This is a genomic window from Leptospira hartskeerlii, from assembly GCF_002811475.1.
Lineage (GTDB): Bacteria > Spirochaetota > Leptospiria > Leptospirales > Leptospiraceae > Leptospira_B > Leptospira_B hartskeerlii.
This window is the reverse complement of record NZ_NPDL01000003.1, coordinates 61,456-74,396: the sequence shown is the minus strand read 5'-3', so window position 1 is coordinate 74,396 and position 12,941 is coordinate 61,456. Positions and strand designations below refer to the sequence as shown.

Here is a 12,941-nt window from a genome sequence, read left to right as displayed (position 1 = left end):
ATACTATAAATTAATTATTTCCTTTATTATCAAAATTCGCTTAACGTGCGAATGTCCTATCTCTTAAATTGGTTCTTTGGATTTTCAGAAGGGAATGAAGACCAGGAACGTCCAAGATGAACGCAATTTTTCCCGTTCCTAAAACGGAGGTCCCACTGATACATTGAATTCCTTTGAAAATTTCATTCAAAGGTTTGATTACGGATTGGATCTCACCAAGCAGATCGTTAACTAAGACCCCGAAATTTCTGCCGTCATGCTCTAAAACTAATACGTTCTTTCTTCCGTCGTCCGGATCAGGAAGACCTAAAAATCTTCCCAGATGTAGAATAGGGAGGACTTCGCCTCTTAAGTTGATAGATCCCGCAATTTCTTCCGGTAAAAGTTGGAGGTCCGACTCCATGGTCTCTCTTACCCAATCCATTGGCACTACGAAATAGGAATTGCAAGACCTAACTAAGAATCCATCTATGATTGCGAGTGTAAGAGGAAGTCGGATAGAGAATACACAACCTTTTCCAAATTCAGATTGTACATTCACAGATCCTCTTAAGGCTTCTATGTTACGAAGCACAACATCCATTCCAACACCTCTACCGGAAAGACTTGTGACCGACTCAGCAGTGGAAAATCCTGGTTGAAAAATAAGATTAAAAATTTCTTGTTCGTTTAACACTTGGTTAGGGTCTATTAATCCCTTTTCGATAGCCTTTTGTCTGATCTTTTCCTGATTGATCCCTTTCCCATCGTCGGAGATCTCAATCGAAATACTACCTGTAGAATGAGAAGCATGGATCTTTAATTTTCCTCTTTGTGATTTACCGCGGCTTGCTCTCTCTTGGCTTGGTTCTATTCCATGATCTAAAGCATTTCTTAATATATGGACGATTGGATCGTTTATCTTTTCGATCACTGATCGATCTAGTTCCGTTTCTCCTCCTAAAATTTCGAAGTCCACTTCCTTTCCAAGTTCCAAAGAAATATCTCTTACTGTTCTTCTATATTTTTCAAAAAGTTCTCCGATAGGCACCATTCTAAGTGCCATTGCAGTTTCTCTTATTTCTCCTACTAGTCTGGATAATATTTCTGCAGATTCGCTTAAGTCTGAATCTTCCTTGTCGGCAAGCAAACGACCAAGGCTTGCCTCTGAGATAATCAACTCTCCTACAAGATTCACCAATTGGTCCACTTTTGCGGAATCAATACGGATCAATTTGGGAACAATTTGAGTGGCTTGCGTTTTTTCTCCTTCTGCCTTCTTGGAGGAGGATTGCTCTTTAGAAGTTTCAGAAGAATATGCGTAGATAGGTGTTTGAAAACGAAGTCCCTGTAGCTCTAACGCCTTGAAATATTCTTCTTTTTCGCAGGGAATCTCGTTCGCTATTGAATGAAATATTTCTTCGGAAGAATGAGGAGGGACGATCCTTAAAAAGGAAGAATCCTTTACGAAAGAAAAAACGGATTCTATATCCTTCTTCTCTGCGCCAGACTTAAGCTGGACTTCGTATCCTAAATAGCAATTTTCCGAATCCCAACTGTTCCAATCGGGTAGTTTTGTTTTGTAAACGTATAAGTATAATATCTCTCCGATAGTTCTAAGATACTTTAAGAAGGAGAATGGATCCATTCCGTCCTTAAAGATATTTTCTCCCGGAAAGAATGTGATCTGCCAATCGGAGTTAACAGTTCCTTGTTTTTCTGCAGTATCTTTGTTTGGACCGGAATTGCTCGCAGTATTTTTAATTTCCTTTTTCTCGGACGTTTTACCGGTAAACCTTTGGGCTTCTTTTATAATTTTTGCCTGCTCAGCCTCTAATTCGGGACTTAAATTTTTACCTGGGATCGGATCTCCTACAATTTTTTTTAAATGGTCTATAGCCCTTAATAGAAAGTCGATCTTAGACGGATCCAATTCGGTTTTTCCGGATCTTGCCAGATCGAGTAGGGTTTCCAACTCGTGAGAACATTCTTCTATGGATTCGTACCCGAACATTCCTGCAGTCCCTTTGACCGTATGAACTGATCGGAACATGGAATGAATCGCTTCTTCGTCGAATTCTCCTTTTTCCATACGTAAAAGATGTAATTCAGCCCCTGACAAAAGTTCCAGAGATTCCTGTATGAATGCTTCTTTAATCTCAGAAAGATCCATTACACTTTCTCCAATCCATAAGAAAATTTAAAGGTAGAGGAATCTTTTTTAGAAATTCGGATACGGTCTTGAAAAAAACCGATCAGGCCATAAATATCATAAAATTCTAATAAACAATTCGGATGATTTAAGATAGCGAGATCCCAGGACTTATATAAAGAATCTTTTTTAAGCAGAATTAAGGATTGAACAAAGCTGGAATCTACTTTTTCCAAAGCAGATGTATCTATCTCTATTCGGATCGGGTTCCTGTCCAAAAGAGACTGCAATTTGGACTTCCAATCAGAGGCATAATAAATTGATGCCTCTCCAGAAAGATCTAAATGAAAGATCGGTCTGGAATTCTTTTGTCCTAGCTCAGATACTTTTATTTCCAAAGACATAAAACATTCCCGATTATACGAGTAAAACCTGTATCGTTTTCAGAAGTTCTTCCGGAGAAAAAGGTTTAGTAAGCCAAGCCTTCGCCCCTGCTTTTAAACCTTCCGTTTTCAACTCATCTTGTGATTCAGTTGTCAGCATGATGATCGGAACGAATTTATGGTTCGAATCCTCTTTGATTGCTTTCACGAAAGATATTCCGTTCATGTTTGGCATATTCATATCACTCACTACCAGATCAACTTTCCCTTCTTTTAACTTCTCCAAGCCTTGGAGTCCGTCTTCCGCTTCGATTACAGAAAAGGAAGCCTGAGAAAGATGGAGGGTAAGTATCTTTCGGAACACGGCAGAATCATCCACGATTAAGATTTTTTTCATATTCTCCTTCTTTTCATTCTCATTGAATGGGTAATAATAATTCGCTCATAACACAAAGACGGACCTGTTCTCCAGTGTGATCCTTTGCATTATGAATAAAGAATAGACCGTTATGCTTTCTGAGGATTTGGTCCACCGCTGTGAGCCCCAAACCTAAACCGAATTTTTCTAAGTGAGATACACTTTCTACTGGTGGGTGTATACGAAAGAATGGTTGCAGAACAAGGTTTTCGTGTTTTTCGTCCACACCTCCGTATGGTCTTTCATCCACGATATTTTTCACCACAACGCAGAAATAACCTTGGTTAATGCTCGTAAATACTTCTAAAGATGTTTTGGGGGCACAGTATTTGTATGCGTTTAGAATCACTTCTTCCAAAGCGAGAAGAAACAGATCAACTTCTATATCCAGTTCTACTTCCTTTTTCAAAACGGGAAGAGCCAGCCTAAGACCTTTTTTTTCAAGATATGGTTGGATAAACTCAGCGGAATGTTTGATCCTTTCCACAAGATCCGAAGCTTTGATCTTCTTCTTTTCTAGATTTCGATTGATGATCTCTAATAGCTGAGTGAGGCCCTTGAGTAAGTTTTTGGTGATCTCCTGGTTTTCTATTACCAGGTTCATCATACTTTTATTAATTAGATAATTATCTCCCTCTTCTTTCATTTCAGTCTTTATCATGTCCAAAAGACTGATGATCGCTCCAATCCCCGATCCTTGGGAAAGGGAAGTCTGTAAGGAATGTATGGAGGATTTCTCCCAGGATTCATCTCCCGCTTTTCTTCTGGTCTCTTTATAGGTTAACCATTCAAGTTGGTTTCTGAGTTTCAGACTTTCCGCTTCCAGGATTGCAGCTTCGCTTGCTTTTAAGAAACGATAATCTACCGCTTTATTTAGAGCCTTAAAAAATTGGTCCGGCAGGATAGGTTTGATTATATAATCGAATACTCCTAGTTTCATTACCTCGATCACTGTATCAGTGGAATCGAGTGCAGTTTGGACAAGTACAGTTGCGTCCGGTTGGAATTCCTTCAATTTCTGGATGAAGGTTGGGCCATCCATTACCGGCATCATAAGATCTACTATATAAAAAGAATATTTATTGGCTTTTGCCATTTCCAACGCTTCTTCTCCGTTGGAAGCGGATTGGTATTGGATCCCAAACTCGTCACAAAGAGCTTCGAGCATTAGTGTATTTTCTAACTTATCCTCGACTAGAAGTATAGGATCACGAACTACACTCTTTCTTTCTTGTTTATTTTTGAATAAGGAACTTGTAGAGTTAGTCATTGATTTCGTCCGCCAATTCTTCCAATACTAATTTTAGCTCGTCCAATGAGATAGGTTGGGAAAGAACAAAGTCAAAATTCTCCATGGAATATTTTTTTTCAAAGTCTTGTGACTCTTCCGGAAGTATGAGCACCGTTTTCCAAATTTCCGATATTCTTTCTTCCAAAGGAGAATTAGAATCTTGGAATAGAACGATCTTCCTGCCTTTACTAAGTTCATTCAAAAGTAACGGTTGATTTTGTTTTTTAAAAAAATGCGTAAGAAGTTCTGCGTTTTTTGGATCGCTCAATTCTAACTGGATAAAGCAGAAATTTTTCAATTTATCAGGATATCCACCTGCAAAATTTTTTCTGCTCTTAGATTGCTTAGGAGTTTGTTCCAATACAGGAAGATTTAGATAGAAAGTAGTTCCGATCCCTTGTTGGCTTTTAACGCGTATACTTCCTCCATGAGCTTCCACTAATTTTTGAACGATAGAAAGTCCAAGTCCGGTTCCTTCTGTGTCTTTCGATTTGGAATTTCTGACCTGATAGAATGCATCGAAAATTTTTTTCAATTCCGAATCCGGAATTCCGATCCCGGTGTCAGTGATCTCAATCACCCAATCTTTTCTTTCTCTTTTGATGGAAAGATAGATGGAACCTTGTTCAGCCGTGAATTTTACCGCATTTCCTACTAGATTTAAAAAGATCTGCCGAATCCGTTTAGGATCTCCCCAAATCGTGGATATGATATTATCAGGATCATCCCAGACTAAATGGATATGTTTTCTTATAAGTTCCGGTTCTAAAAATTCTACTACCTGCTCCAATTCTTTCCTTAAATCCATTTCAGAAAAATAGAAGGAAGATTTTCCTGCATTCAGTTTTGAAAGTTCCAAAATATCATTAATTAATCCTAATAGATGTAATCCTGATTTATGGATCAGATCTAAGTATCTTTTGTCGTTAGAACTTTCATCCTGTATTTTGATTAGTTTAGAAAGTCCTATGATCGCATTCAAAGGAGTACGAAGCTCATGGCTCATATTGGCAAGAAAATCACTTTTAGCGGTGCTTGCCGCCTCCGCCTTTTCCTTTTGGACCGAAAGTTCTTTAGTTCTTTTAACTACCGTTTCTTCCAGGTTTTCTTTATGGATCTTTAGTTCTTCTAAGATGGACATTCTCTCCAGATAAAATCCGAGCAAATCTGCGAATGTTCGAAAAGTAAATTGCTCCTCCGGATCTAATTCATGTTGGAAGAATTCCATTCCCAAGAAACCGAACCAATCTCCGGACATTCTGATCGGAAATAAAAAAATTGTATCCGTCCTTCTTCCTTGGTAAAACGGCTTTTCAGAATCCAGAAGATCGGAAGTTCTAAACTGAATTATATCATTCCTGAGTAGATACGGTTTCCATCTGGCAAATTTAGTGGAGAGTGAAATTTCGGGATGAGTTTCTGCAAGAGTTGCACTCGAATAAGGACTCTTTATCTCTGCTTGTAAGGCCAACACATCCGGATTTGCGGTCTTTTTGTAGAGATAGATCCTTTCTGCTTCCACCAATACCAAAAAATGTTCAATCGCTCTTTCTATCGTAAAACTTTCGTGAGTTGTATTTAATAAGATTTGGGAAGCGGCAGTAAGGCCCATTTCGGATCTTAGTCTTTTAGCAGTCAGTTCTTCTCGGACGATCTTCTCGCTGATATCTCTTTGGATAGATAATAAATTTGTAATATTTCCGTCCTGGTCTTTGACCGGAGAGACTTTCCATTCAGAATGATATTTAGTGCCGTCTTTTTTGTAGTTAATTGTGGAAGAAGAGTAGGAGTCGCCGCGTAATAGGCAATTTTTAAGATTTTGTAATATTCTTCTGTCTGTTTCCTTTCCGAACAAAATTTTGGGAGAGCCTCCGATCAACTCCTCGGATCTGTATCCTGTCAGCTCACAGAATGCAGGGTTTACAAAAACAATAGAAGGTCCGCTCTCGTTTAGAACAGCGTCTGTAACAAGAATTGCGTCCGAAGTTTGGGAAACAATAATTTGAAAAAGTCCGGTTTCTGTGTCGAACTGCAGATCTTCCGCGACCATATAGGCCAGAAAATCTAAGCGAAAATAAACTTAATTCAACCATTTTAGAGGAAAATTCCACAAAAATGACTTATTTCGGTGTAATTTGGTTAAATTAAGAAGATTTGGGACATAGTTAGAAGTCGAAGTTACTACAGTAAAAGATTCGCAGGTAATTTGAAGCTCATGGAATCCTCCCTGGAACCGGGGAAAAGATCCAAAACTGCATCCGGATAGAATTGCAAAAGTTTAGAAATGATCTCATCTACCAGGATCTGAGGAGTAGAAGCCCCCGCAGTAATTCCTAATATCTTGATCTCAGAGTTTGCTATATAATCTTTATTTAATTCTTCTAAGGAGCTAACTTTAAAGGAGGAAGGTTTGGATTTTTGGGCCAATTGTAGAAGCCTGAGTGAATTAGAGCTATTGTCCGCTCCGATCACCATCATCGCATCTATTCCTTCCATCATGGATGATACCGCTTCTTGTCTTTCCGTAGTAGCATAGCAGATATCATCTTTAGCCGGATGTTCTACACTCGGAAATAGTTCTGCGATCTTCTCGACCACTAATTTGGTGTCTGCTACAGACAAGGTGGTCTGCATAAGATAAGTGATCGGTTTGTTTATATCCAATCTTCCGACCAATTTCTGGACATCTTCAGGAGATTCTACCAAGAACATTTGGGCTTCTCCCATGGTTCCGATAGCTTCGTCATGTCCTTGGTGGCCTATATATATGATTTGATGAGAGTCTTTATATCTACGCGCTTTTCTGTGAACCCGAGTAACCAGGGGACAGGTCGCATCCCCAATCTTCATTCCTCTACGTTTTGCTTCTTCTACTACTTCCGGAGAAACTCCGTGAGCGGAAAAAACAACTGTGGAACCGTCCGGCGCTTCGCCTAGTTCGTTAATGAACTTAATGCCTCTTTTTTTCATATCTTCCACAACTCTTCGATTGTGAACGATCTCTTTACGGACATAGATCTGTTCTGCGGAATTGGATTGAACCTGTTCCACATAAGAAATTGCGTATTTGACACCGGCGCAGAAACCGCGGGGATTCGCGAGATAGATTTTTTCAAGCATCTACTTTCAGACTCTGGCGCCTCCCGAAAGAGGCAAGCATTTTCGTGCGAAAACCTTCTCCAATAGCTCAAAAGCGACATATACAATTACAGGAGGAAGGGATCTTTTATCTATTTTTGGGAGAAAAAAGTATCTCTTCTAATTTCAGGATCTTCCCGATTTTCAAGGGGAAGAGGTCAAGGAAGACCTCTAGGAAAATCAAATTCTCTCTTCGGAGAGATTCGGATTCAAGGAGGAACCGAATGATTATTAACCACAATATCAGTGCCATCTTCGCTCACAGAACTTTGAAGTTCAATAGCGAAAGCATGAACAAAGACATCGAAAAGTTGTCTTCCGGTATGAGAATCAACCGTGCAGGTGATGATGCTTCCGGTTTGGCCGTGTCTGAAAAAATGAGGACACAGGTCGGAGGTTTGCGCAGGGCGGAACAAAACACTGAAGACGGTATGTCTTTGATCCAAACAGCAGAAGGGTATCTGCAAGAAACCCATGAAGTTGTTCAAAGGATCCGCGTGCTTGCTGTGCAAGCTGCGAACGGTATTTACACCGAAGAAGACCGTCAACAAATACAAGTAGAAGTATCTCAGTTGGTCGACGAGATCGACAGGATTGCTTCTCAGGCCGAGTTCAACAAAATGAAACTCCTTACTGGAGCTTTCGCTCGTTTGAACCCGACCGCAAGTATGTGGTTCCATATGGGTGCTAACATGCACCAAAGAGAAAGAGTGTATATCGAAACGATGAACACTGCGGCTCTGGGATTAAGAAACCCGACCGTTCTGACTTTCATCTCTCTTTCTACGGCGGGAAAAGCGAACTCCGTAATCGGTCTTGCTGACGATGCTCTTAGATTAATTTCTAAACAAAGAGCAGACTTAGGAGCTTATTACAACCGTCTGGAACATGCTGCTAAGGGACTCATGAACGCTTATGAGAACATCCAAGCGGCTGAATCAAGAATTCGTGATACTGATATGGCTGAGCAAATGACCAGCTTTACCAGATATCAAATTCTGACTCAAGCTGCTACTGCGATGCTCGCTCAGGCGAACATGAAACCTCAAACTGTGCTCCAGCTATTGAAGTAATTCAATAGCTAACCTGCCGGTTTGACTAGGTAGTATTCCGGCAGGGGAGCTGGCTTTAAGCTAATGTTGGTTCTTTCGACGGGACCACGGATTTATATTTATTATAAATCGCCGTACGACTCTGAAGCCTAACTTCTCGTAAGCGAAAGTTAGGCTTTTTTTTATCTTCTTCTTTAAATAGGTCCGCAATATTTATGCCTACTGTAAAATTTTATCCGATTTGTAATCGAATCTGAATCTTTAAAGTAAGTTTTAGAATGCGAAAGATCTATCCTTCAAATTTTTGGAAGGGGGGAAGATTAAATCTTCTCCATAAGGAAATCTTCTGCACTCATGCGAAACTTGCATTTACCAATTACACTTTTAGTTTATCTTCTATTATTGCTCATTGGATTAGGAAGTTTCTCCCTGATCGATTGGGATGAAAATATTTATGGTGCAGCTTCCAAGTCAATGCTTGAGACCGGAGAATATTTCAGGATCCAAGTAAATGGGCAGGCATTCAGCGAAAAACCTCCATTCTTCTTTTGGCTTGCAAATGTATTTTATAAAGTTTTCGGACTTTCAGAATTTTCCACCAGGCTGCCTTCCGTATTCAGCGGGATTCTTTCCTTTTTGATCTTAGTTAGATTCGGAACATTTCTGCATTCTAAAAAGTTCGGATACGTATGGGCATTTTTATATTCAGCTTCTCTTTTGCCTTTACTTCTCGCAAGAACTGCTTATATAGATCATCTATTTAATACATTCATCTTGGCATCCGTTCTTTCTTTGTATTTATATGAAACAAAAGAAAAGGGGGATTTTCGTTATAGAGCCATCTGGATCTTGGCAGCAGCATTCTTTGGCGGAATTGCAGTTTTGACAAAAGGTCCTTTAGGATTAGCTATTCCTCTTTTTATTTTTGGGACAAACAGACTATTAGATAGAAATTTTCGGATTAGGATATTCGATTTTATATTATTCGGCGTTGTCGCAATTGCCGTATTAAGTTTTTATTATCTTACGAATTTTATCTTATACGGAAATGAGTTTATAGTCCAGTTTTTTGATTTTCAGAAGAAATTACTAACTAAGTCTTTAGAATCTCATACAGGTCCTTGGTTTTATCATTTTATCGTAATGTTTATTGGATTTTTTCCTTGGACTATACTTTTGCTCCCTAGTGCAAAGAATTGGAGAATGTTTACTGATCCTAAAATTTCCAGAATTTCCCGTTACTTTCTAGTTTGGTTGGGAGTTGTTTTACTTATCTTTTCGATCGTACAAACCAAATTGCCTCATTATTCCTCTTCTATTTATATTCCTTTATCCTTCTTTGCATCATATTTGATCTTAGAAAAACCGGAAATTTTGAAATCGAATTCTTTCTCATTTTGCTTTCTCGGAATTGGAATAGTTGTAGGCTTGATCTTTCTACTTCTTCCTCAAATCTCAGAATATTCCGGCTCTACGATGAGCGTCGGAAAAGAACTATTGCCGTCTTTCAATTTTTGGTATTCCTCTTCTGGATTGGTCCTCCTTTTAGGGATATTGATCGGATTTGTAGGATTACAATTGTTCAGAAGAGAAAAAGAAGAAGGAAGAGCACTTTTCCTAGTTTCGACCTGGACTTCGATGCTGATCTTTGTAGGAGTTCTATCATCTACAATCACACCTAAGATCATTTCATTTTTGCAAGATGGGAATCTGCGTCTTTATGATAAAGCCGAGAAGTCTGGAAATCAGATCGTATATTACAAATATCTTTCTTTCTATCCTATGTTTTATAGAGAAAAGAAGATCCATATGATAGGAAGTTATAAGTTCAAAGACGAAACATTTCTATTGGATACCGAAGAGAAACTTTCTATCATATGCAACCGAAATAGTGTGTTGGAATTAGTATTAACATATCCGCAGAGAAGCTTTCAGGAAGTTTCCTCTGAAAATGGGATTGTCCTTCTTGATTCTGCTCCTAAATAACTCTGGAATGAAGATTCAACCTGGAAATGGAATGCGGAATCTGCGTTCCATTTTTTAAGAAGCAAGATTTAGGTTGTAAGAAAGCCTTTTTTGAGCTATAGAGATGGCGAGCTTCTCCCACGGGCCACTCCCCACCACCCAAGATTCAGGGTGGGGGCGATCCTTATCCGCTTGTAGGAACTCCTACAAAAGTTTAAATATTCGCGATCTTCTTCTCACTTCCTGCGGATCTTTGTGGAGCAGTCGGAATCGTTGTTTGATTCCGAAACGGGTTTTCCATTCCGAATTGGACCAGTTTCAATTCAAAATTTGTCCTTTGGATTTTAGAAACGGTATGTAAAACGAGTCCTATCGCAATTTGGATCCAAGAAAACAACATTAATCCTGTAGCAAGCACAGCCAAAGGAACATGATAGACATATCTATATTCGATATAATCCAGAATTGGAGGAATTCCTGCTACTAAGGACAAAATTCCTGAAGCCACAGAAAAAAATCCGAAGAAGTGCATCGGTTTATAATCTTTAAAGATCCATAATATATTCTTCACTACCTTATATCCGTCTCGAATGGTATTCAGTTTTGAAAAACTTCCGGGAGGTCTGTCTTTATAAGGAACAGAGATCTCTCCCACTCGAAACCTTTTGTCCAAGGCATGCAAGGTCATTTCTATTTCTATCTCGAAACCGGAAGATAGAATCGGATAATTTTTAACAAATCTACGGGAGAATACTCTATATCCACTCATTGGATCCTTGAGCTTAGTTCCAAATAAAAAGTTAATCAATGTAAGAACAAGTTTGTTTCCGGTCGAATGGAACCTTCTTTTATTCTCCCTTCCATAATCTCCCTCGGTCAGACGATCTCCCACGAGCATGTCTAAATCATTTTCTTTGAGAGTTTCGATCATAGAGTGTATCTTAAAAGCGGGATAAGTCAGATCTGCATCGCATATGATGTAAGTTTCTGCGTCAATTTTAGTGAATGCAGCTCTAACTGCATTCGCCTTTCCCTGCCTCGGTTCGAAAAGGACTTCTCCTAAGATAGAATGTTCCTCTATTACGTTTTTGGAAATTTCAGTGGTCCTATCTTTGGAATTATTATCTACGATCACAAAATATGCATGTGGGATCTCTTTATAAAATTCCAAAATGGTTTTTTCTATAGTAAGTTCTTCATTATACGCAGGAAGGACCAATACAAGAGGGAAGGGTTTCATTCTAAAATAGAGTTCTTAGAAGTATGAGCGAAGAATCATCCAGAATTCGGTCCTTCTATGTTACAGATCAATGAATCCGAAACATTCCTTATTTTAAATCGTATACAAGTTGTAACATTCAAAATACAGAATTCTAGTTTTCTCCGATAGCCTCATTTATGTAATAGCGATAGAATGAAAAGAAGTAGGATAGCTCTTTTAGTTTCTATCTTTCTCGGAGTACTTCTATTCGGAAATATGCTCACTTGGGCAATTTTCAGAGCGGATACTTATAGATCCTCTGTGGATTGGGAGAAATATTCCAATCCGTATAAAAGAAATACCAAACTCAAACTCCAAAAAACCGGAATTCATTTACATACCAATCGCACCTGGTTTACTCCTGGCAGGAATTCTCCGGAAGAGATAGAGACAGTCTACGCAGCAAATGGATACAAAATTTTAGGCTTCACTGATTACGAAAGGGTCACGAGCCCTAAGTCTCCAAAACTCGCCCAGATCAAAGGATTCGAATGGGGAACCAATCTTAGAAAAAGGCATTTCAGTGTTTTAGGTATAGAAGAAGCAAGTTATGATCTATTTCCTCTTTATGCTGATCCGGAAAATCTACAATGGGTAATCGATAAACTCGAATCTAAAAACGGTTTTGTAGTGATCAACCATCCACTTTTGAATGAATCATTTCCATTAAAACTACTGTCGCAACTAAAAGAATACGATGCATTAGAAGTGATGAGCCCATTCGGGGATATCCCTAAATTTTGGGACAAATTACTAAGTGAGAAACATCCTTCCTTCTGTATGGCTTCGGATGATTTGCACTATCTTCCAAGAGATGAGTATTTAAGAGTTAGAACCTCCGGAATCCCAAACTGGAGAGATTTAAGTTCCGAAATTTACAAACAAGAAGGAGAATCTTTGATGAGGTATCTTCTTGTAAACACTGACAGTCTGGATGAAAAAGAAATTCTTCGTTCCTTAAAAGAAGGGAATTATCTTTGTGTTCGAAAAATGGAAAGGAGTTTAGAAGAACCTAAATTGGGACCTTTGGTACTAAATTCCGAAAATGAGATCCTTTTCGATTTTGAAGACACTCCGATCAGTGTGGACTTCATTGGCCAAAATTCTGAAATTCTTTCTCATACTTCTTATCAAAACAAAGGGGCTTATAAATTGAAACCCACCGATTTGTATGTGAGAGTGCAGGTGATCTATCCGACTGCAATTATTCTGAGTAATCCATTCTTCCAGAAATTATAAGAGTTCGGAGGGTTTGGAAACCAAAAAGGACCTTCTTCCTTTTTTTCTTGACTTTTCGATAAT

The 12,941-nt window shown here is 38.8% G+C and carries 10 protein-coding genes; 3 read left to right on the top strand and 7 right to left on the bottom strand.

Annotation, left to right across the window (positions count from 1 at the left end; all coding sequences use genetic code 11):
- Positions 1-40: 40 nt before the first annotated feature.
- From CH352_RS05745 to ispH, 6 genes are all read right to left on the bottom strand, one after another.
- Entirely contained in the window at positions 41-2,152 is a 2,112-nt protein-coding gene (locus CH352_RS05745; protein WP_100705878.1) for a chemotaxis protein CheA, read from the bottom strand.
- The gene (locus CH352_RS05740; RefSeq protein ID WP_100705877.1) at positions 2,152-2,535 is read right to left on the bottom strand and encodes an STAS domain-containing protein; all 384 of its coding nucleotides are present in this window, start codon (positions 2,533-2,535) and stop codon (positions 2,152-2,154) included. The genes CH352_RS05745 and CH352_RS05740 overlap by 1 nt, the downstream gene beginning before the upstream one ends.
- A 13-nt stretch (positions 2,536-2,548) precedes the next feature.
- The gene (locus CH352_RS05735; RefSeq protein WP_100705876.1) at positions 2,549-2,911 is read right to left on the bottom strand and encodes a response regulator; all 363 of its coding nucleotides are present in this window, start codon (positions 2,909-2,911) and stop codon (positions 2,549-2,551) included.
- Positions 2,912-2,930: 19 nt separating this feature from the next.
- Complete coding sequence (locus CH352_RS05730; protein ID WP_100705875.1) at positions 2,931-4,202, bottom strand: ATP-binding response regulator; 1,272 nt, start codon at positions 4,200-4,202, stop codon at positions 2,931-2,933.
- Positions 4,195-6,273 carry a PAS domain-containing sensor histidine kinase gene (locus CH352_RS05725; protein ID WP_100705874.1) on the bottom strand — a complete coding sequence of 693 codons (2,079 nt, stop codon included), beginning with the start codon at positions 6,271-6,273 and terminating at the stop codon, positions 4,195-4,197. The genes CH352_RS05730 and CH352_RS05725 overlap by 8 nt, the downstream gene beginning before the upstream one ends.
- Before the next feature lie 131 nt (positions 6,274-6,404).
- Positions 6,405-7,343 carry a 4-hydroxy-3-methylbut-2-enyl diphosphate reductase gene (gene ispH, locus CH352_RS05720; protein ID WP_100705873.1) on the bottom strand — a complete coding sequence of 313 codons (939 nt, stop codon included), beginning with the start codon at positions 7,341-7,343 and terminating at the stop codon, positions 6,405-6,407.
- Positions 7,344-7,585: 242 nt separating this feature from the next.
- Here ispH and CH352_RS05715 point away from each other — a divergent pair, with 242 nt between their 5' ends.
- The gene (locus CH352_RS05715) at positions 7,586-8,434 is read left to right on the top strand and encodes a flagellin N-terminal helical domain-containing protein (RefSeq protein ID WP_010515586.1); all 849 of its coding nucleotides are present in this window, start codon (positions 7,586-7,588) and stop codon (positions 8,432-8,434) included.
- A 333-nt stretch (positions 8,435-8,767) separates the two neighbouring features.
- On the top strand, positions 8,768-10,399 hold the full coding sequence (locus CH352_RS05710; RefSeq protein WP_100705872.1) for an ArnT family glycosyltransferase: 1,632 nt from the start codon (positions 8,768-8,770) through the stop codon (positions 10,397-10,399).
- A gap of 193 nt (positions 10,400-10,592) precedes the next feature.
- On the opposite strand, the gene CH352_RS05705 is transcribed toward CH352_RS05710, so the two are convergent.
- Complete coding sequence (locus CH352_RS05705) at positions 10,593-11,618, bottom strand: glycosyltransferase family 2 protein (RefSeq protein ID WP_100705871.1); 1,026 nt, start codon at positions 11,616-11,618, stop codon at positions 10,593-10,595.
- Positions 11,619-11,792: 174 nt separating this feature from the next.
- Between CH352_RS05705 and CH352_RS05700 the strand changes: the two genes are divergently transcribed.
- Positions 11,793-12,878 carry a PHP domain-containing protein gene (locus CH352_RS05700; protein WP_100705870.1) on the top strand — a complete coding sequence of 362 codons (1,086 nt, stop codon included), beginning with the start codon at positions 11,793-11,795 and terminating at the stop codon, positions 12,876-12,878.
- Positions 12,879-12,941 lie beyond the last annotated feature (63 nt).

Excerpts from the sequence above, each read along its gene's own strand:
- CH352_RS05725 (WP_100705874.1), bottom strand. The coding sequence starts at position 6,273 with ATGGTCGCGGAAGATCTGCAGTTCGACACAGAAACCGGACTTTTTCAA.
- CH352_RS05705 (WP_100705871.1), bottom strand. The coding sequence starts at position 11,618 with ATGAAACCCTTCCCTCTTGTATTGGTCCTTCCTGCGTATAATGAAGAA.
- CH352_RS05735 (WP_100705876.1), bottom strand. The coding sequence starts at position 2,911 with ATGAAAAAAATCTTAATCGTGGATGATTCTGCCGTGTTCCGAAAGATA.
- CH352_RS05700 (WP_100705870.1), top strand. The coding sequence starts at position 11,793 with ATGAAAAGAAGTAGGATAGCTCTTTTAGTTTCTATCTTTCTCGGAGTA.
- CH352_RS05740 (WP_100705877.1), bottom strand. The coding sequence starts at position 2,535 with ATGTCTTTGGAAATAAAAGTATCTGAGCTAGGACAAAAGAATTCCAGA.
- ispH (WP_100705873.1), bottom strand. The coding sequence starts at position 7,343 with ATGCTTGAAAAAATCTATCTCGCGAATCCCCGCGGTTTCTGCGCCGGT.
- CH352_RS05745 (WP_100705878.1), bottom strand. The coding sequence starts at position 2,152 with ATGGATCTTTCTGAGATTAAAGAAGCATTCATACAGGAATCTCTGGAA.
- CH352_RS05715 (WP_010515586.1), top strand. The coding sequence starts at position 7,586 with ATGATTATTAACCACAATATCAGTGCCATCTTCGCTCACAGAACTTTG.
- CH352_RS05710 (WP_100705872.1), top strand. The coding sequence starts at position 8,768 with ATGCGAAACTTGCATTTACCAATTACACTTTTAGTTTATCTTCTATTA.
- CH352_RS05730 (WP_100705875.1), bottom strand. The coding sequence starts at position 4,202 with ATGACTAACTCTACAAGTTCCTTATTCAAAAATAAACAAGAAAGAAAG.